The 19,495-nt window shown below is 33.6% G+C and carries 16 protein-coding genes; 10 read left to right on the plus strand and 6 right to left on the minus strand.

From position 1 onward, the window contains the following. Positions 1 to 33: 33 nt before the first annotated feature. The 4 genes from NAT47_RS04320 (at position 34) to NAT47_RS04335 (ending at position 4,793) form a co-directional block, all read left to right on the plus strand. Positions 34 to 636 (plus strand): hypothetical protein, encoded by a 603-nt coding sequence (locus NAT47_RS04320; protein ID WP_250580623.1) that lies wholly within the window; start codon positions 34 to 36, stop codon positions 634 to 636. Positions 637 to 734: 98 nt separating this feature from the next. Continuing rightward, a complete protein-coding gene (gene mfd / locus NAT47_RS04325) occupies positions 735 to 3,998 on the plus strand; it encodes a transcription-repair coupling factor (RefSeq protein WP_408610588.1) in 3,264 nt (1,087 codons plus the stop codon). 82 nt (positions 3,999 to 4,080) lie between these two features. Further along, positions 4,081 to 4,584 carry a DUF2975 domain-containing protein gene (locus NAT47_RS04330; protein ID WP_250580625.1) on the plus strand — a complete coding sequence of 168 codons (504 nt, stop codon included), beginning with the start codon at positions 4,081 to 4,083 and terminating at the stop codon, positions 4,582 to 4,584. A gap of 2 nt (positions 4,585 to 4,586) precedes the next feature. Then, positions 4,587 to 4,793, plus strand: a complete 207-nt coding sequence (locus tag NAT47_RS04335) for a helix-turn-helix domain-containing protein (RefSeq protein ID WP_250580626.1) — start codon at positions 4,587 to 4,589, stop codon at positions 4,791 to 4,793. 2 nt (positions 4,794 to 4,795) lie between these two features. Here NAT47_RS04335 and radA read toward each other — a convergent pair whose 3' ends face one another. Genes radA through panC form a run of 5 tightly spaced genes read right to left on the minus strand, consistent with a single transcriptional unit; the run spans position 4,796 to position 9,569 of the window. Then, the gene (gene radA, locus NAT47_RS04340; RefSeq protein ID WP_250580630.1) at positions 4,796 to 6,157 is read right to left on the minus strand and encodes a DNA repair protein RadA; all 1,362 of its coding nucleotides are present in this window, start codon (positions 6,155 to 6,157) and stop codon (positions 4,796 to 4,798) included. Between the two features lie 6 nt (positions 6,158 to 6,163). Beyond that, positions 6,164 to 7,354 carry an alpha/beta hydrolase gene (locus NAT47_RS04345; protein ID WP_250580632.1) on the minus strand — a complete coding sequence of 397 codons (1,191 nt, stop codon included), beginning with the start codon at positions 7,352 to 7,354 and terminating at the stop codon, positions 6,164 to 6,166. Positions 7,355 to 7,392: 38 nt separating this feature from the next. Then, the gene (locus NAT47_RS04350) at positions 7,393 to 8,355 is read right to left on the minus strand and encodes a lysylphosphatidylglycerol synthase transmembrane domain-containing protein (protein ID WP_250580634.1); all 963 of its coding nucleotides are present in this window, start codon (positions 8,353 to 8,355) and stop codon (positions 7,393 to 7,395) included. A 1-nt stretch (position 8,356) separates the two neighbouring features. After that, positions 8,357 to 8,707, minus strand: coding sequence for an aspartate 1-decarboxylase (panD, locus tag NAT47_RS04355; protein ID WP_026725939.1), 351 nt, complete (start codon positions 8,705 to 8,707; stop codon positions 8,357 to 8,359). 13 nt (positions 8,708 to 8,720) lie between these two features. Then, on the minus strand, positions 8,721 to 9,569 hold the full coding sequence (gene panC / locus NAT47_RS04360; RefSeq protein WP_250580636.1) for a pantoate--beta-alanine ligase: 849 nt from the start codon (positions 9,567 to 9,569) through the stop codon (positions 8,721 to 8,723). A 107-nt stretch (positions 9,570 to 9,676) separates the two neighbouring features. On the opposite strand from panC, the gene NAT47_RS04365 reads away from it, so the two are divergent. From NAT47_RS04365 to NAT47_RS04385, 5 genes are all read left to right on the plus strand, one after another. Further along, positions 9,677 to 10,483, plus strand: coding sequence for a glycogen/starch synthase (locus NAT47_RS04365; RefSeq protein ID WP_250580637.1), 807 nt, complete (start codon positions 9,677 to 9,679; stop codon positions 10,481 to 10,483). 16 nt (positions 10,484 to 10,499) lie between these two features. Further along, a complete protein-coding gene (locus NAT47_RS04370; protein ID WP_250580638.1) occupies positions 10,500 to 12,200 on the plus strand; it encodes a DUF4270 domain-containing protein in 1,701 nt (566 codons plus the stop codon). A 4-nt stretch (positions 12,201 to 12,204) separates the two neighbouring features. After that, positions 12,205 to 14,052, plus strand: coding sequence for a glutamine--fructose-6-phosphate transaminase (isomerizing) (gene glmS, locus NAT47_RS04375; protein ID WP_250580639.1), 1,848 nt, complete (start codon positions 12,205 to 12,207; stop codon positions 14,050 to 14,052). Between the two features lie 151 nt (positions 14,053 to 14,203). Then, positions 14,204 to 15,715, plus strand: coding sequence for a F0F1 ATP synthase subunit beta (atpD, locus tag NAT47_RS04380; protein ID WP_250580640.1), 1,512 nt, complete (start codon positions 14,204 to 14,206; stop codon positions 15,713 to 15,715). A 72-nt stretch (positions 15,716 to 15,787) separates the two neighbouring features. Next, the gene (locus tag NAT47_RS04385) at positions 15,788 to 16,069 is read left to right on the plus strand and encodes a F0F1 ATP synthase subunit epsilon (protein ID WP_250580641.1); all 282 of its coding nucleotides are present in this window, start codon (positions 15,788 to 15,790) and stop codon (positions 16,067 to 16,069) included. Between the two features lie 48 nt (positions 16,070 to 16,117). On the opposite strand, the gene NAT47_RS04390 is transcribed toward NAT47_RS04385, so the two are convergent. Then, positions 16,118 to 17,611 carry an aminotransferase-like domain-containing protein gene (locus tag NAT47_RS04390; protein WP_250580644.1) on the minus strand — a complete coding sequence of 498 codons (1,494 nt, stop codon included), beginning with the start codon at positions 17,609 to 17,611 and terminating at the stop codon, positions 16,118 to 16,120. 73 nt (positions 17,612 to 17,684) lie between these two features. On the opposite strand from NAT47_RS04390, the gene NAT47_RS04395 reads away from it, so the two are divergent. After that, entirely contained in the window at positions 17,685 to 19,487 is a 1,803-nt protein-coding gene (locus tag NAT47_RS04395; protein ID WP_250580645.1) for a TonB-dependent receptor plug domain-containing protein, read from the plus strand. Positions 19,488 to 19,495 lie beyond the last annotated feature (8 nt).

Genomic DNA, 19,495 nt, shown 5'->3' on the forward strand with positions numbered 1-19,495 from the left:
AACATTTGTACCTTTGCTTTTTAATTTATCCGAATGAAAGTTTTCTTATATAGTTTATCGCTTTTAGTTTTGACCTTGGTTTCCTGTGAAAGTGAAAATCAACAATTAGAAGCCCAAAAAGTAGCTCAAAAAAACGAAGCTGTTTTTAAGAACATTTCGAAAATGTGGCAATTTAATTTTCCAACGCCTAGACCTGAAGTAGCAGCTACTTTAGGCAGATGGAACGAGTGGCGTCAATTTGAAATTGAAATGCTTCAAAAACCACAATCTACATTATCAGCTTTTCAAATGAAAACTAAAAATTTGTCTTCAAAAGCAGATACTTTAGCCATTACAATTCCTTTCGAATATGATAAACCTCAGATTTTAAGTAGAATTACGACTTTAAATACTAAGTTAAAATCACTCGAAACTTTCATGAATTTACAAGTAATTCCAGAACAACGAATTGCTAAGTTAATTCCAGAAATTAACGAAGAAATCAAAGGTTTATACAAACAATGGGATGAAATCATTATCAAAAAAGCAATTCCAAAGGAAATCGGAGAAGAATTAATGTTGAGAGCTTTGGATACTGCAAGAAACGCAAATCCAGATGAAATGCGAAAGAAGATGGAAATTTCAGATAAAAAATAAAGAAAGTTTTGAGCAAGTCCGACATTATATCCATTTACGATAAGTCACCAAAGATTGCCGTTTTAGAAAGTACATTCGCAGCGCGCCAAAAGTCTCAAATGACGGGTTTGGTGGGCTCGTCGTTGTCTTTTGTGGCAAATTCGTTGTTTAAAAAATCCGAGCTTCCATTTTTGATTTTATTCAGCAATAAAGAAGAAGCGGCGTATTATTTGAACGATTTAGAACAATTAATCAATACCGAAGACGTACTTTTTTACCCAAGTTCGTACCGAAGACCTTACCAAATTGAAGAAACGGATAACGCTAATGTGTTACTTCGAGCAGAAGTTCTAAACCGAATCAATTCGCGCAAAAAACCTGCGATTATTGTTTCGTATGCCGAAGCCATTTTCGAGAAAGTCGTTACCCGAAAAGAATTAGAGAAAAACACCTTGAAATTGTCGGTTGGCGATAATTTATCTATTGATTTTATCAACGAAACCTTATTCGAATACAACTTCAAACGTGTTGATTTTGTTACGGAACCGGGCGAATTTTCCGTTCGTGGTGGAATTATAGACGTGTTTTCGTTTTCCAATGATAATCCGTACCGAATTGAATTTTTCGGCAACGAAGTTGATAGCATCCGAAGTTTTGATGTGGAAACCCAATTGTCAGTTGAAAAGCTGAAAAAGATTTCCATCATTCCAAATGTAGAAAATAAATTACTGCAAGAAAATCGTGAAAGTTTCTTAGATTATATCAACGAAAAAACGGTTTTAGTAATTCAAAATACCGAATTATTAGGGCAACAATTGGATAAATTATTCGACAAAGCCAATGAAGCTTTTGAGAAATTATCCAAAGATATCCAACACGCAAAACCCGAAGAATTATTCTTAAATCAAAAGCAGTTTTTAAAGCGCGCTCTTGATTTTTCGGTGATTGAATTACACAATAAAGCGGTTTTTAAAATTGATAAAAAAGTTGAATTTCATATACAACCGCAACCTTCGTTCAACAAACAATTCGATTTGTTATTGAACAATTTGAGCGAAAATCATTTCAACGGTTACAAGAATTATTTGTGTTGTTCCAATGAAAATCAAGCAAGTCGTTTTCATGATATTTTTGAAGACATTGATGAAGCTAATCACGAAAGCATTCGCAAGCAATACAAAACGATGGTCTTGCCTTTGTTTGAAGGTTTTATCGATGATGAAAATCAAATTGCGTGTTATACTGACCATCAAATTTTTGAGCGTTACCATAAGTTTTCCATCAAAAATGGCTATTCGAAAAAGCAAACCATTACTTTAAAAGAACTGACTTCGTTATCGGTTGGCGATTATGTAACGCACATCGATCACGGAATTGGAAAATTTGGTGGCTTGCAGAAAATTCAAGTCGAAGGCAAAACGCAAGAAGCCATAAAATTGGTCTATGCCGATAACGATATTGTGTATGTGAGCATTCATTCACTACATAAAATCTCAAAATATAACGGGAAAGATGGTGCGCCTCCAAAGATTTACAAATTAGGAAGCAACGCTTGGAAAGCCTTAAAACAAAAAACAAAAGCACGGGTTAAACATATTGCGTTCAACCTTATTCAGTTGTATGCGAAGCGAAGATTAGACAAAGGTTTTCAGTTTGCACCTGATAGTTATTTGCAAAAAGAATTAGAAAGTTCCTTCATTTACGAAGACACGCCTGACCAAGTTACCGCAACAGCCGATGTAAAAGCCGACATGGAAAGCGAACGTCCAATGGACCGATTGGTTTGTGGTGACGTTGGTTTTGGAAAGACAGAAGTTGCCATTCGTGCAGCTTTTAAAGCAGTGGACAATGGAAAACAAGTTGCGGTTTTGGTTCCAACAACCATTTTAGCCTATCAACATTACCGAACATTTTCGGAACGTTTGAAAGATATGCCGGTTACTGTAAGTTATTTGAACCGATTTAGAACGGCGAAACAAAAAGCTGATACACTTCAAAAATTAGCGGAAGGAAAAGTCGATATTTTGATTGGAACACATCAATTGGTGAATAAAAATGTCGTGTTTAAAGATTTAGGTTTGTTGATTATCGACGAAGAACAAAAGTTCGGTGTCAACGTAAAAGACAAATTGAAAACGATTGCTACGAATGTCGATACTTTGACGCTAACCGCAACTCCGATTCCGAGAACGTTGCAGTTTTCGTTGATGGCGGCTCGTGATTTATCGGTGATTACAACGCCTCCACCAAATCGTTATCCGATTGAAACGCAAGTCATTCGTTTTAATGAAGAAGTCATTCGCGATGCGGTTTCGTACGAAATTCAGCGTGGCGGACAAGTCTATTTCATCAATAACCGAATTGAAAACATCAAAGAAGTTGCCGGAATGATTCAACGCTTGGTGCCAGAAGCAAAAGTTGGCATCGGTCACGGTCAAATGGATGGAAAAAAATTAGAAGAATTGATGTTGGCTTTCATGGAAGGAGAATTCGATGTTTTGGTCGCAACCACCATTATCGAAAGTGGTTTAGATGTACCAAATGCCAACACGATTTTTATCAATAATGCCAATAATTTTGGATTGTCAGACTTACACCAAATGCGTGGTCGTGTGGGAAGAAGTAATAAAAAAGCGTTTTGTTATTTCATTACGCCACCGTATTCGATGATGACGGGTGAAGCGCAAAAACGTATTACGGCTTTGGAGCAATTTAGCGAATTAGGAAGCGGTTTTAATATTGCGATGAAAGATTTGGAAATTCGTGGTGCGGGTGATTTATTAGGAGGTGAACAAAGTGGTTTTATCAACGAAATTGGCTTTGATACGTACCAAAAAATCATGAACGAAGCCATTGACGAGTTGAAAGAAAACGAATTTAAAGACTTGTACCAAGAAGAGAATGACATCGAAACCAAAGAATTTGTCAAAGACATTCAAATTGATACCGATTTCGAGTTGTTATTCCCAGATGAATACATCAACAACATTACCGAACGTTTGAATTTATACAACGAATTAAGCCAAATTAAAGACGAAGCCACGTTGCAACAATTTGAACAAAAACTAATTGACCGCTTTGGTGCGTTACCAAAACCAGCCATTGCCTTACTAAATAGCGTACGTATCAAATGGAAAGCCACCGCAATGGGAATTGAACGTTTGATGATGAAACAAGGCAAAATGATTGGTTATTTCATTGGCGACCAACAAAGCGATTTTTACCAAAGTAACCGTTTTATGAAAGTGCTACAATTTGCCCAACGCAACGGAAACATGTGTAAAATAAAAGAAAAAGAAACCAAAAACGGCTTACGTTTATTATTGACATTTGATAATGTGAAAAGTGTGAATAAGGCGCTGGAGTTGTTGGAGGGGATTTAAAAAAAATTATCAAAATTTAATATTTTATTATTTTAAAACAATAATTTTCATATATTTGTCTCGAACTTTAAAAAGTAAAGAGATGAAAAAATTAAATTTTTTAAAAGGAATTGTTGATTTTGTTTGGATTACAATGTTGATTACGATTCCATTTTTATTGTTTTTTGTTGGAATGGTACTTTTTAGTAATGAACCTCTTGATATTCCAATAGAAATTAACGGTACAACTTTAGAAGTAGTCGATTTTAAATCAAAGTTGATTTTTGTGTTCCTGATTATTTCGGCTTCACTAATTATTTATGGCTTGTTTCTTTTTAGAAAATTATTGCGTTTGTTTCAATTGCGAATTATTTTCGATGAAGAGATTGTTACACTTTTAAAAAGATTAGGATTTGTTATCACTTCATCTGCTTTGTTAGGAGGAATTCCTAATTTTATTTCGGAGTTAATGAAAAATAGAATTTCATTGAGTTTAGGATTAAATCCTTTTGTACTGTTATTTTCATTAGGTTTGTTTTTCTTAGTTTTGAGTGAAGTGTTTGTCATCGCAAAACACTTAAAAGAAGAAAACGATTTAACTTTTTAATCATGCCAATCATCATTAATTTAGATGTCATGTTAGCCAAAAGAAAAATGCGTTCGGCAGAATTGGCAGAAAAACTTGGCATTACAACAGCCAATCTATCCATTATAAAAACAGGGAAAGCAAAGGCAATTCGATTGACGACTCTCGAAGCAATTTGTGAAATCTTAGATTGTCAACCTGCGGATATCTTGGAGTACGTAAAAAAGTGATTTTACCCAAACAACTCACTCACCACATCTTCAATTTTCGCGACTAAAACAATTTTGATTCCAGTATTTTTCAAGGAAATTTTGTTGTGTTTGGAAACAAAAATGGTGGTAAATCCTAATTTTTCGGCTTCTTGAATGCGTTGTTCAATGCGATTAACGGGTCTAATTTCGCCTGAAAGACCTACTTCTCCTGCAAAACAAAAACCTTCTGCAATAGCGATGTCTTCGTTGGAAGATAAAATAGCGGCAACAACGGCTAAGTCAATGGCGGTGTCTTCTACTGAAATTCCTCCTGTTACGTTTAAGAACACGTCTTTGGTGCCTAATCTAAAACCAGCGCGTTTTTCTAAAACCGCTAAAATCATGTTTAATCGTTTGGCGTTGTAACCCGTGGTGCTTCGTTGTGGCGTTCCATAAACTGCTGTACTAACTAAAGCTTGAATTTCCAACATCAACGGACGCATACCTTCTAAAGTTGTGGCAATTGCAGTTCCTGAAAGTTGCTCGTCTTTATGGGAAATCAAAATCTCAGATGGATTATCCACTTCGCGTAAACCTGAACCTTGCATTTCGTAAATACCTAACTCAGCAGTTGAACCAAAACGGTTTTTCAACGAACGTAAAATTCTATAAACGTGATTTCTATCGCCTTCAAATTGTAAAACGGTATCTACCATGTGTTCTAAAATTTTTGGTCCGGCAATGGTTCCGTCTTTTGTAATGTGCCCAATTAATAGAACTGGAACATTAGATTCTTTGGCATATTTAATCAGTTCAGCTGTACATTCTCTAATTTGAGAAATACTTCCTGCAGACGATTCGATATAATCGGTATGCAAGGTTTGAATCGAATCGATAATGACAATATCGGGTTCAATTTCTAATATTTGTCGGAAGATATTTTGGGTTTTGGTTTCGGTTAAAATGTAGCAATTATCGCCATTAGAAGTAATACGTTCGGCACGCATTTTAATCTGTTTTTGGCTTTCTTCTCCAGAAACATAAAGGGTTTTATAAGGTAATTTTAAAGCAATTTGCAAGAGCAATGTACTTTTTCCAATTCCTGGTTCGCCACCTAACAATGTTAGTGAACCTGGAACCAATCCGCCACCCAAAACCCGATTCAACTCGTTATCAGTCGTGTTCAATCGGATTTCTTGTGCGGTGTCTATTTCTTTTACTAGTAAAGGTTTTGTAACTGCTTTAGAAGTAGTCGTTGTGGTTTTCCATGCTACTTTTTCTTTTTTTTGAACCAATTCTTCTACAATGGTATTCCATTCTTTGCAGGCGTTACATTGTCCTTGCCATTTTGAATATTGGGTGCCACAATTTTGGCAAAAGAAAGCGGTTTTTACTTTACTCATTGGGTATTATTCTTGTTTTTCTGTTGGTGTTTCTACAGGTAAGTCTTCTGTTGGTTCGTCTGGTTTTCCTTTTAAGGCTTCTGCGCGATTCATCATGAAGTCTTTAGTGATCTCACGAATAGATTCTTGTGTGAATGCTTTTTGATAGCTTTTGATGGCTTTTTTATAGTTTCCTGTTTTTTCGTAGTACAAAGCTTCATGATAGGTACCTAAAGTTGTTTTTGGATAATGTTTGTTGGCATAATCGCTCAAAGGCATCAATTCATTATAGGCTTTATTTTTAAGAATAGCTGCTTCAATAGCTTTAAAATCTGATAATCTCGGTTTCATTTTAAAACCAAAACGTTTTTCTAATTCGTCGTATTTCGCAATCAAATAGTCGGTATATCCTGCATCTAATTTTAGAATTTTATCTTCAAATTCTACCATTGATATGGGTTGATAACCATCGAAAATAAAGTAAATAGCATTAGGAACTGCTTTTGCTACTAAAGTGTAATGTGAAGCGCCTTTGAAAGTGTCGTTTTGATATTTGAAAGTAGCATTTGGAATGGCTTTGATATTGGCATCTAATTCCGCAGCTTTTTCATTGATTTCCTTTAAATCACCTTCACCTGTTGCTTGATAATAAAATAAAGGTTTTGTTATTTTTGTTAGACGTTCTGCTATACGTTTTTCCATTTCTGGTGCCATTTCTGGTGCTAATGAAATGTAGGCATTAAAAATTGGATTGTCTTTGTACAAATAAAAGTTTAAGAAACCTGCTGTAGTATCATGTCCCGCAATCATTCGGAAAGGAAGCGTTCGGTATTTTTTATCGATGTAAGGATATAATTCTTGGCCAATGAATTCGAAAAAATCTGCTCCTGAACCTGCTGGAAACCCCGCTTCGTCAAATTCGCTGTCAGCAAATCGCGTTTCACTGTAGTTTTGGTTAATTCCAATGAGAATCATTTCGGGTAAATCATCCCAATAACTTCCATATTTTAAAATACCATCAAAAGGATCTAATAGATATTCGCCATCTAAAACTACTAGTGTTGGGTATCTTTTTCCTGGATTAGATTCGTAAGATGGGGGAGTTATAACGGTGAATGTTCTCGTGCCAATTTTTTTAGATTCAATAGATTCTGGAATGCGTTGCGCAAATGTTATGGACAAAGCGAAAAGGCTGATAATTAAAAATCTTAATTTCATTTTTGTGATGGTTTCAAATAGATTAGCAATTTACTAATTTATTTTTTATTTAAAAGTGGTAAAAGTAAATAAGATAATAAGCCTAAGAAAATGGTAAGCAGGGTTTGAGAAACCCAAATCAGATATCCAAAGGCGGTTCCAACACCTTCTGATATACCGTATAAACTTAATATTGAGGCCACGGCAAGAGGATATGCACCTAAGCCGCCATTAGTAAACCCTATCGCTATAGTTCCAAAAATGAATCCCATTACTACAATATCAAAACTAATTTCAGCTGTTTCGGGCAGTGCAAAAATAGTGATGTAAAACATCGCCAAATAAGAAAACCAAATAAAAAAGGAGTGAAAAATATATTTCCATTTGTCTTTCATTTTCAGGATACTTTCCATGCCTTCTATCAATCCCGAAAGTTTTTGTTTAAGTTTTAAAATGATACTCCATTCGGCATAAATCCAAATGAGAATAAAAAGAATAAAGAGTATAAAACCTGCAACTAGAAGTCCGATTAATGTTTCAAATTGAACGCCATTTTTAAGTAGATATTGATAAATAGTATCGAATTGCAATAAAAAACCAATGGCTACAAAAAGTAAAAAGATCAACATATCCACAATTCGTTCGGCAACGATGGTTCCAAACGCTTTGTCAAAAGGTACTCCTTCGTATTTTTTTAATAAAGCAGCTCTTGAAATTTCGCCAGAGCGAGGAATAGTTAAGTTGATTAAATAAGAAACACAAACGGTCAGTAGGTCGTTGTGAAATTTAGTATTGTAACCAAGATGTTGTAAAGCAAATTTCCAGCGGTAAGCACGCGACCAAAATCCGAAAAGTGCAATAAAAAGAGATAAATAAATATAGAAATAATCAGCTTTTACAAAACTGATTTTGATTTTTTCTAATTCGTCAGATGAAAGTGTTGTGTATTGATAATAGATAATACCTAACCCAATTAACAAAGGGATAGTTAGGCTTAAAAATTTTTTGATACGGGTTTTCAAATTACGTTAAAGAGTTGTCTTTTTCGTTTGGAAACACTAAAGTTGGTTTGAATTTTTTTGCTTCTTCAAAGTCCATAATTCCGTACGAAATGATGATAATGATATCGCCGCGATGCACCTTTCTTGCTGCTGGTCCGTTAAGGGTTATTTCGCCTGTATTTCTTGGTCCTTTGATAGCATAAGTTTCTAATCGTTCACCATTGTTGATGTTAACGATTTGAACTTTTTCACCCTCAATAATGTTAGAAGCCTCCATAAGAGCTTCATCGATAGTGATACTTCCAATGTAATTCAAATCGGCACCTGTTACGGTAACTCTATGAATTTTTGATTTTACTACTTGAATTTGCATGTTGCAAAGGTAATTAATTTAGTGAAATATTATCAATTAATCGAATATTCTCTATAAAAATTGCTATAAAACCTCGGTATTTTTTGTTGGCTTCTTTTTCAGAAATAGGCAAAAGTGTTATTTCATCTGCAATTTCAAAATATTCCAATTCAAATTCAGGATGTTTTTTGAATTCGTTTTCTACAAATTGTATGGTGTTTTCGACTGAATTATTTTGAAAAAACGCTTTAGCGGTATTTAAGATTTGAAAAATAAGCGCTGCTTTTTCTTTAGCTGTAACAGACAATCTTTCGTTTCTTGAGCTCATAGCTAAACCATTAGTTTCGCGATGAATAGGGCAACCAATTACTTCTACAGGGATGTTGTACTTATTTACTAATTTCTTAACAATTTGTAATTGTTGGAAGTCTTTTTCTCCAAAATAAGCTTTATTGGGTTTTATGATTTCAAACAATCTTTTTACAATAGTTCCTACACCATCAAAATGCCCTGGACGGTGTTTGCCTTCCATTTGATTTTCTAGACCGTCATAATTAAAGTTTTCCGAAACGGTATTTCCTTCGTAAATATCGGCTACTTCAGGTGCGTAAACAATGATGTTGTCATTAAGTTCTTGCATAATTTGAACATCACGTTCTAGTGTTCGAGGATATTTGTCGAGGTCTTCCGCATTGTTAAATTGGGTAGGATTTACAAAAATACTCATTACGGTTACATCGTTTTCAGAAAGCGATTTTTTTAGTAACGAAAGGTGTCCATTGTGTAAAGCTCCCATTGTAGGAACAAACCCAATAGATTTATTTTGGTGGATTAAAGGGCTTAAAAAAGCGCTTAAATCAGACTTTTTGTTAAAAACGAGCATTTATATCTTGATTAAATCAGGTGCAAACTTACTATTTTAGTAGATAAATCCATAAAATTTTGTAATTTTGCATGGTTTTTTAAACCAATAATTAACTTGAATACATTATGGAAGACAAGAGGATATTATATGTATCATCTGAAGTGGTGCCTTATTTAGCTGAAAACGAAGTGTCGTTACAGTCGTATGAAATGCCGAAAATGATTAATGAATTAGGAGGTCAAATACGAATATTCATGCCTAGGTATGGTAATATTAACGAAAGGAGACACCAATTGCATGAAGTTATTCGTTTATCAGGAATGAATTTAGTGGTAAATGACATGGACATGCCTCTAATAATTAAAGTTGCTTCTATTCCTAAAGAAAGAATCCAAGTTTATTTTATTGACAACGATGAATATTTTAAGAGAAAAGCTACGTTTACCGATGAAGATGGAGTTATGTATCCTGATAATGATGAACGTGCTATTTTCTTTGCAAAGGGTGTTGTAGAAACAGTAAAAAAATTAAATTGGGTTCCAGATGTAATTCATGTTCATGGTTGGATGGCAGCAATGCTTCCTATTTACTTAAAGCATTACTACAAAGATGAGGGTATCTTTGCTGAAACAAAAATAGTTTCTTCGGTTTATGAACAAGGTTTTGAAGGAGAGTTGGATAAAGAATTCATCAATAAAGTAATGTTTGATAATATTAGTAAAGAAGCTGTTTCAGACTTAGAATCTCCAACTTATGAAAATTTAATGAAGGTTTCTATAGCTCATTCTGACGCAGTGGTAGTGGGTTCAGAGGTGTTATCACCAACTTTAACAAAATTTATAGAAAGTTCAAACAAACCTTTTTTACCTTTCGCTCCTAAAGATACTATTAAAGAGGCTTATACTTCTTTTATTAAGAATCACTTACTTTAAAAAGGGTTTTACCATTATGAAAAAAAGTTTTTTAAAAATAGCTTCATTAGCATTTCTTTTTGTTTTATTAATTTCTTGTGATAAAGATTTTAATTCTATTGATTCTGATGTGATTGGAGATGATAATATAGATTTAAGTGTAAGAGAAGTTCAAAATCTTGTTGCTTTCACTCAAAAAACAGAGGCAGTTCAGTCTAATAATTTGCCAATTAATGCTTTAGGAATTTATCATAATCCAAAGTTTGGTCTTACAAAAGCACATTTTGTATCTCAGGTAGAGTTAGGGAATGAGAATCCTTCATTTGGATACAATCCAGTAATTGATTCTGTTTATTTGTATGTTCCATATTTTGTTGATTCAAGATTTACTACTGAAACAAATGGGGAACGAATTTATTCGCTTGATTCTATTTATGGGGATCCAGAAACAGGAAAATTTAGATTGAAAGTTGTAGAAAATGGATATTATATCAGGGATTTTGATCCTACTGATAATCTGCAAACCGCTCAAAAATATTACAGCGATGAAAAAAGTACGTTAATAGATCCTTTTAAAGGGTCAGAGTTGTTAAATGATAGTGACAATCCAGCTCAAAACAATCAGTTTTTCTTCAATAAAAAAGAGTTGTACATCTACAAAACAAATGGTTCGGGTCAGTATGTAGGTGCAGATGGACAGGTTTTAGCAGATCAAAATGATATTGCATTGCGCGTAATCAAAGAGAGAAAAGCCCCTGGAATTTGGTTAGATTTAAAAGAAAGTTTTTTTCAACAAAAAATTTTAAATGCAACAGCTTCAGGGAATTTATTTAATAATAATATTTTCAAAAATTACTTTAGAGGCCTTTTGTTTGAGGTTGAAGAGATCGCTCCAAATCAAGGAGCCTTAGCTATGTTGGATTTTTCTAAGGCTGAACTTAAAATTTTATATAAATCATCTGCAGAACCTACTACAGAGAATCCAAATCCAGCAAGATCTAGAAAAGAATTTAGTTTAAAATTAGGATATAGCGCCTCAACTTCGCTTAGAAATAATACAATTAACTTATTAGAGCATACTATTTCCCCAGCTTATCAAGCAGGAATTGATGCAGCAGGAACTGAAAGACTTTTTATTAAAGGAGGAAGTAATGGCTCTGTAGCATATATCGATTTATTTGGTAATGGAGAATTAGAAACATTACGAAATGAAGTGGCTACTCAAAATTGGTTAATTAATGATGCAAAGTTATCTTTTTATGTTGATCAATCAGATCCTAATGGGATGTCAAATGTTCCTGCTGCAATTGAGCCGAAAAGAATTTACATTTATGATGCAACTAATAATATAGTTTTATTAGATTATACTTTTGATGCTTCAACTGCAACAAAAATTAAGAACAATAAGCTTGTTTTTGGAGGGATTTTGGAAACCGAAACCACTGGTGATAAAAAAGGGATAAAGTATACTGTTAGATTAACTGAACATATTAAAAGAATTCTTAAAGTTGATAGCGATGGTAATTATGCTGATAACGTAAGATTAGGAATTTCTATAACAGAATTTATCAACATTTCGTCAAGTACTACTTATATAAATAGACTAACGAATCAACAAGGTCAGTTGCCTCTGGCTTCAGTTATAAATCCATTGGGAACAATTTTATATAGCAATCATCCTAATGTCCCAAATGATAAAAAATTGAAATTAAAAATTTATTATACTAAGCCAAATTAAGTTTATGTGTGGAATTGTAGGTTATATAGGTCATAGAGATGCCTATCCAGTAATTATTAAAGGTTTACATCGTTTAGAGTATAGAGGTTATGATAGTGCTGGTGTTGTTTTGTATGATGGTAATGGTTTAAAGCTATCTAAAACAAAAGGAAAAGTATCTGATTTAGAAAATAAAGCTGAACATGATAAAAATACAGTTGGAAAAGTAGGAATGGGTCATACTCGTTGGGCAACTCATGGAGTTCCTAATGATGTTAATTCACATCCTCATTTTTCAAATTCAGGAAAATTAGTTATCGTTCACAATGGTATCATCGAAAATTATGAGCCATTAAAAAAAGAACTAATTAAAAGGGGTTATACTTTTCAGTCAGATACCGACACTGAGGTGTTGGTAAATCTTATTGAAGAAGTTAAGAAAAAAGAAAACTGCAAATTAGGAAAAGCTGTTCAGGTGGCTTTAAATCAAGTAGTAGGAGCTTATGCTATTGCGGTAATTGATTTAGAAAAACCAGATGAAATTATTGCTGCACGTTTGGGTAGTCCGTTGGCTATAGGTATTGGTGATGATGAGTTTTTTATAGCTTCCGATGCCACCCCTTTTATTGAGTATACTTCAAATGCTATTTATTTAGAAGATGAAGAAATGGCGATTGTACGATTACATAAGCCTTTAAAAGTTAGAAAAATCAAAGATGACTCTTTGGTTGACCCTTACATTCAAGAGCTTCAGTTAAACTTGGAGCAGATTGAAAAAGGAGGATATGATCATTTTATGATGAAAGAAATCTATGAGCAACCAAGTGTAATTAAAGATACTTACAGAGGAAGACTTTTAGCTAACAAAGGAATTATACAAATGTCAGGTGTTGAAGATAATTTGGAAAAATTCTTAAATGCTAAAAGAATTTTAATTGTTGCTTGTGGAACGTCATGGCATGCTGGATTAGTTGCAGAATATATTATTGAAGAGTTTTCTAGAATTCCTGTTGAGGTAGAATATGCTTCAGAATTCCGCTATAGAAACCCAATTATTAATAAAGATGATGTTGTTATTGCTATTTCCCAATCAGGAGAAACAGCTGATACATTAGCAGCTATTAAATTAGCTAAAGAAAACGGCGCTTTTGTATTTGGAGTTTGTAATGTAGTAGGTTCTTCAATTTCTCGTGAAACACACGCAGGAGCTTACACACATGCTGGGCCTGAAATTGGTGTGGCTTCAACAAAAGCATTTACAACGCAAATTACAATTCTTACTTTAATTGCTCTTCGTTTAGCAAAAGCAAAAGGAACTATGAATAATTCTGATTATCAACGCTATTTATTAGAATTGGAATTGATTCCTGAAAAAGTGAAAGAGGCTTTGGCTTCAAACGATGTTGCTAAACAAATAGCTGAAATCTATAAAGATGCTACTAACTGTTTGTACTTGGGTAGAGGATATAATTTTCCTGTGGCTTTAGAGGGAGCTTTAAAATTAAAGGAAATATCGTATATTCATGCTGAAGGATATCCTGCGGCAGAGATGAAACACGGCCCTATTGCTTTAATTGATGAGCAAATGCCAGTTATTGTAATTGCTCCTAACAAAGGACATTACGATAAAGTAGTAAGTAATATTCAAGAAATAAAATCGAGAAGCGGAAAAATTATAGCAGTAGTAACTAAAGGCGATACTCAAGTGAAAGCTTTGGCTGACCACGTAATTGAAATCCCTGAAACTAACGAGCCGTTTACACCTTTGTTAACAACAATTCCATTGCAATTATTATCGTATCATATTGCAGTTCTAAGAGGTTGCAATGTTGATCAGCCAAGGAATTTAGCAAAATCGGTTACAGTAGAATAAATTTTTAAAAGCGAAATCGAAAGATTTCGCTTTTTTATTATAAAAATTCAAAAAATTAATTGCAAAATTGTTTTAGAAAAAACTATCTTTGCACTCGGAAAAATATATCTTTTTTTCAACATTAATTAGCTATTAAATAAATACATAAGCAATGTCTAGAATCACAGGAAAAGTTGCACAAATTATCGGACCAGTTGTTGACGTCGTGTTTAATGATGCAAATGCTGAGTTGCCAAAAATTTACGATTCATTAGAAATCACTAAAAAAGACGGTACTTTATTAGTATTAGAAGTTCAATCTCACATTGGTGAAAACACTGTACGTACCATTTCTATGGATTCTACAGATGGTTTGTCTAGAGGTGCTGAAGTAGTTGCTACTGGAGCTCCAATTCAAATGCCAGTCGGAGGAGAAGTATTCGGTCGTTTGTTTAATGTAATCGGTGATGCAATCGATGGTTTAGGAGATTTACCAAAAGCAGGTGAAAGTGGTTTGCCAATTCACAGACCAGCTCCAAAATTTGAGGATTTATCAACTTCTACTGAAGTTTTATTTACAGGTATCAAAGTAATCGACTTGATTGAGCCTTATGCAAAAGGAGGTAAAATTGGATTGTTTGGTGGTGCTGGAGTAGGTAAAACAGTATTGATTCAAGAATTAATTAATAATATCGCTAAAGGTCACGGAGGTTTGTCAGTATTCGCTGGTGTAGGTGAAAGAACTCGTGAAGGAAATGACCTTTTAAGAGAGATGTTAGAGTCAGGTATTATTAAATATGGTGATGAATTCATGCACTCTATGGAAAATGGAGGATGGGATTTAGCTAAAGTAGATAAAGAATTAATGAAAGATTCTAAAGCTACTTTTGTATTCGGTCAGATGAACGAGCCGCCAGGAGCACGTGCTCGTGTTGCATTATCAGGTTTAACCATTGCAGAATATTTCCGTGATGGAGCAGGAGATGGACAAGGAAAAGACGTACTTTTCTTCGTTGATAATATTTTCCGTTTTACACAAGCAGGTTCTGAGGTTTCTGCACTTTTAGGTCGTATGCCATCTGCGGTGGGGTACCAACCTACATTAGCAACTGAGATGGGTGCAATGCAAGAGCGTATTACTTCAACCAAAAAAGGATCTATTACATCTGTACAAGCGGTTTATGTACCTGCGGATGACTTAACAGATCCGGCTCCTGCAACTACGTTTGCTCATTTAGATGCTACAACCGTATTATCTCGTAAAATTGCTGAGTTAGGTATTTATCCAGCTGTAGACCCATTAGATTCTACTTCTCGTATTTTAACACCAGAAATCTTAGGTAAAGAACATTACGAGTGTGCTCAAAGAGTAAAAGAGATTCTTCAAAAGTACAAACAATTACAAGATATTATCGCTATCTTAGGTATGGAAGAATTATCTGAGGAAGACAAACTAGCAGTAGCTAGAGCGCGTCGTGTACAACGTTTCTTATCTCAGCCATTCCACGTAGCAGAGCAATTTACTGGAATTCCTGGAGTTTTAGTAGATATCAAAGATACTATCAAAGGTTTTAATATGATTATCGATGGTGAGTTAGATCACTTACCTGAGGCAGCATTTAACCTAAAAGGTACTATCGAAGAAGCTATTGAAGCTGGAGAGAAAATGTTAGCAGAAGCATAATAACAAGTAGTCAGTTATGAGTAGCAGTTAACAGTAACTGAGACTGAAAACTGAGACTGAAAACTTAAAAAAATGATTTTAGAAATAGTATCACCAGAAGCTACATTGTTCAAAGGAGAAGTTACTTCGGTTTCAGTTCCCGGAGTTAACGGTGAGTTTCAAATGCTAAATAATCACGCTCCAATTGTTTCTTTGTTAGCAAAAGGAAATGTGAAAATCAACGCTCAAAATATAAAAATTGAAAAAGAATTTGTTTCTAAATTCAATAAAGTTAATGAGCAAACGTATTGGTTGCCTATTAATTCAGGTACCATCGAAATGAATGAAAACAAAATTATTGTTTTAGCTGACTAACACAATAAAATGTATAGTAAAAAAAGTCCTACAATTTGTAGGACTTTTTTATTTTATAGTATTATAAGCCTGCTTTAATCTGCTAACTATAATTTCAATTTCTTCTTCATTTAAATGTCCAAATCCAAAACGAATGGCACACGTGTTTTTATCTTGATAAAGTAAGGTTTTAGGTAGAAAAACATCTAACATCGATACATGTTCGGCAAGTTGAACCAATGATATGGAAGGTTGAAATTCAATCCAAATGGCTAATCCTCCAGAGGGCTTTTTGATTTGAATACTTTCATTAAAGTAACGTTTGAAACAATCAAAAGTGTAATCACGTCTTCTTTTGTAAATAACTATATTCTTTTTGAGTAAACGATAAATTTCGCCTTCATAAATTAATTCCGAAAGCAATTGTTCTTGAATTAAATCACCTTGCTTGTCTAGAATTTGGAGATAGTTTTTAGCTTCCGAAATCACATTTTCAGGAGCCACAACAAATCCAGTTTGAAAACTCGGAAATAAGGATTGTCCAAGCTTTCCAAGATAGATCACCATTCCATTTCCATCTGAACTTGCCATGGGCAACATAGCGGAACCGTCGAGTTGAAAATCATAATCAAAATCGTCTTCAATTATGGCAAATTGGTATTTCTTGGCAAGCTGTAAAAGGTGTAATCTTCGTTCGGCAGACAAAGTATTTGTTGTAGGATAATCTCGATTAGAACAAACATAAACACATCGAATTTTGCCTTTTGTAAAATGTTTTTCAATGTAATTGATATCTAAACCATTCTCATCAAAGGGAATCGTTTTGATATCGGCACCGACTTCCTGAAAAATCATATTAGCATTGTAATTACTAAGATTTCCAACCAAAACCACATCTTTTCTTTTAATTAACAGACGGGAAATCACATACAAACTCATTTCAGTACTTCGAGTACTTAACAGGTTATTTGGTTTGATATGAAACCCTCTAGTGGAATTAAGAAAATTACACAATTGTTTTTCGAAATTAGAAAATTCCTTTTTTGTATTAGACTTCCATTTCGAAATTAGCGATTTTCTTTTCATTGAAGCACTATACCATTTTGAAAACTCGTGAACGTTATGTAATCTTAAATCGGGATGACCATCGTTTAAAATATATTTAGCTTTTGAAGTTTCTTCTGTAGGAGAGAGATGAAATGAATTGTTAAAAGGGAATCCTGTAGCTTTTGGGTAACTATAAGCATCTTTGATTTGATTTGATAAGGCTTTTATTTTAGCCGTTTTTGATTTAGGAAACAAGATAAAAGTGCCTTTATTAGGAATGACCTCAACCCAACCTTGTGCTGCTAATTCATCGTAAACTGCAGCGGCTGTATTTCTGTGAATATTGAGTAATTGGCTCAAAATTCGTGTTCCAGGCAAAGCAGTTCCTTCTTTTAGATACCTTCGTTGAATAGCATTTATAATTTGTTGCGAAATTTGAATATACACAGAAGTAGTACTTTTTTTATCAAAGTAAATAAGTTCTTTTAACAAGGAATTAACCGGACTATCTTTCATTTTAAAAGCGGACTATTTATATGGTCCGGAAAGTTACGAATTTTGCAATGTTTCAAACATAAAATATTTTTATATGAAAAAATTGTTTTTATTAGTGTTAATTTTAGTCAGCTCATTATCCACATTTGCTCAAAAAAAAGATACACTTCAAGATGTTGTAATTAGCTCTTCTCGCATAGATTTACCTTTCAAAGAAAATTCAAGAAGTATTCAGATAATAACTTCTGAAGACATTATGAAACTAGGTATTACTAATATAGCTGATGCATTACAACAATTAGCGGGCGTAGATGTAAGAAGACAAGGAATAAATGGGATGCAAGCCGATTTATACATTAGAGGAGGTAGTTTTGATCAAACATTACTTTTAATTGATGGAATTAAAGTTGATGATCCACAAACAGGTCACCATACCATGAACTTAGCATTACCAATTGAAGTTATTAAGAGAATTGAAGTCATTAAAGGCCCAACTGCTCGAGTTTTTGGGCAAAATGCTTTTACGGGAGCTATAAATATTGTAACAAATGATAATATAGAGAATTCTATTGTGGCTAAGATTCAAGGGGGTTCATTTGGGCAATTAATAGCAGAAGTTACAGCTGCAGTTAACCTAGAAGATAGTAATCATGTGGTTCATTTTTCAAAGCAATTTTCAGAAGGTTATAGAAAAAATACAGATTTGGATAATACCAATTATGTGCTGAGAAGTAAATTCAATAATTTGAAATTACCCGTTAATTTAATAGCTGCTTTTTCTGAAAGAAAGTTTGGAGCACAAAATTTTTATGGAGTTACAAGTACGACTGCTTTACCATTTGAAGTTACGCAAGCGAGTTTAATAGGAATATCTACCGAATTTAAAAAAGGAAGTTTTACTTTTAAATCAAGATTGTATTGGAGAAGAAATCAAGATGAATACGTTTTTATTAGAACAAATCCATCTTTATACAGAAATCTACACATTACAAATAAAATTGCTGGAGAATTTAATGGTTCTTACGAATCGAAGTTAGGTATCACTGGTTTTGGTCTTGAATTTTCTAAATATTTGATTCAAAGTAATAACTTAGGTGATGCTGAACGAGAAATTGCTACTTTGTTCTTAGAACATCGCTTTGAATTGTTAAATAAAGTTCTAGATATTACTCCAGGTGTTGCAGTTTCGTATTTCTCAGACTTCGATAACAAAGCTTTCCCAGGTATTGATTTAGGTGTAAAATTATCTGATAAAATTCGTCTTTATAGTAATGTAGGATATACTTACCGTGTACCAACTTATACCGATTTGAATTATTCGGATCCATCAACCATAGGAAATCCTTACTTACAAGCAGAACGAGCTTTTGCTCAAGAATTAGGATTCAAATATCAAGCAAATTCGACTAGTTTTAATTTAGCTCTTTTTAATAGAAACACAGAAAATTTCATCGATTATCGCAGAGCTACTCCTACTGATTTTTGGAAACCCGAAAATATTAATGTTCAAACAAAAGGTTTTGAATCTTCATTAAGGTATAATTATAAGTTGGGCACAACTAAAAATCAACTAAATTTAGGTTACACTTATATTGATGATAATATCGATACGGATTTAACGTCCAAAAACGGAATTAATTCTATGAAACATCAAGTAGTTATTAATTACGATATTCAATTGTTTAAGAAATTTAGTCAGAATATTTCGTACCGTTATGTAGAGCGAGCATCAAGAGTTTCTTACAGTGTTTTCGATCTGAATACAACATTTGCAACTAAAAATATTCAGTTAACTATGTTAATTCAGAATCTTTTCAATACAGAGTATTTTGAAAACACATTTGTTCCAATGCCAAAGGGGAATGTGTTATTTGGTATGAAGTATTTGTTTATTTAAGATAGATA

Origin of the sequence: Flavobacterium fragile, assembly GCF_023634865.1 — a bacterium.
Taxonomy (GTDB): Bacteria; Bacteroidota; Bacteroidia; order Flavobacteriales; family Flavobacteriaceae; genus Flavobacterium; species Flavobacterium fragile.

Bases quoted from the DNA above. Each gene is read 5' to 3' on its own strand.
- NAT47_RS04365 (WP_250580637.1), top strand. From the start codon at position 9,677: ATGGAAGACAAGAGGATATTATATGTATCATCTGAAGTGGTGCCTTAT.
- NAT47_RS04395 (WP_250580645.1), top strand. From the start codon at position 17,685: ATGAAAAAATTGTTTTTATTAGTGTTAATTTTAGTCAGCTCATTATCC.
- NAT47_RS04390 (WP_250580644.1), bottom strand. From the start codon at position 17,611: ATGAAAGATAGTCCGGTTAATTCCTTGTTAAAAGAACTTATTTACTTT.
- glmS (WP_250580639.1), top strand. From the start codon at position 12,205: ATGTGTGGAATTGTAGGTTATATAGGTCATAGAGATGCCTATCCAGTA.
- atpD (WP_250580640.1), top strand. From the start codon at position 14,204: ATGTCTAGAATCACAGGAAAAGTTGCACAAATTATCGGACCAGTTGTT.
- panC (WP_250580636.1), bottom strand. From the start codon at position 9,569: ATGCTCGTTTTTAACAAAAAGTCTGATTTAAGCGCTTTTTTAAGCCCT.
- NAT47_RS04330 (WP_250580625.1), top strand. From the start codon at position 4,081: ATGAAAAAATTAAATTTTTTAAAAGGAATTGTTGATTTTGTTTGGATT.
- NAT47_RS04320 (WP_250580623.1), top strand. From the start codon at position 34: ATGAAAGTTTTCTTATATAGTTTATCGCTTTTAGTTTTGACCTTGGTT.
- NAT47_RS04335 (WP_250580626.1), top strand. From the start codon at position 4,587: ATGCCAATCATCATTAATTTAGATGTCATGTTAGCCAAAAGAAAAATG.
- panD (WP_026725939.1), bottom strand. From the start codon at position 8,707: ATGCAAATTCAAGTAGTAAAATCAAAAATTCATAGAGTTACCGTAACA.
- NAT47_RS04370 (WP_250580638.1), top strand. From the start codon at position 10,500: ATGAAAAAAAGTTTTTTAAAAATAGCTTCATTAGCATTTCTTTTTGTT.
- mfd (WP_408610588.1), top strand. From the start codon at position 735: ATGACGGGTTTGGTGGGCTCGTCGTTGTCTTTTGTGGCAAATTCGTTG.
- NAT47_RS04385 (WP_250580641.1), top strand. From the start codon at position 15,788: ATGATTTTAGAAATAGTATCACCAGAAGCTACATTGTTCAAAGGAGAA.
- radA (WP_250580630.1), bottom strand. From the start codon at position 6,157: ATGAGTAAAGTAAAAACCGCTTTCTTTTGCCAAAATTGTGGCACCCAA.
- NAT47_RS04345 (WP_250580632.1), bottom strand. From the start codon at position 7,354: ATGAAATTAAGATTTTTAATTATCAGCCTTTTCGCTTTGTCCATAACA.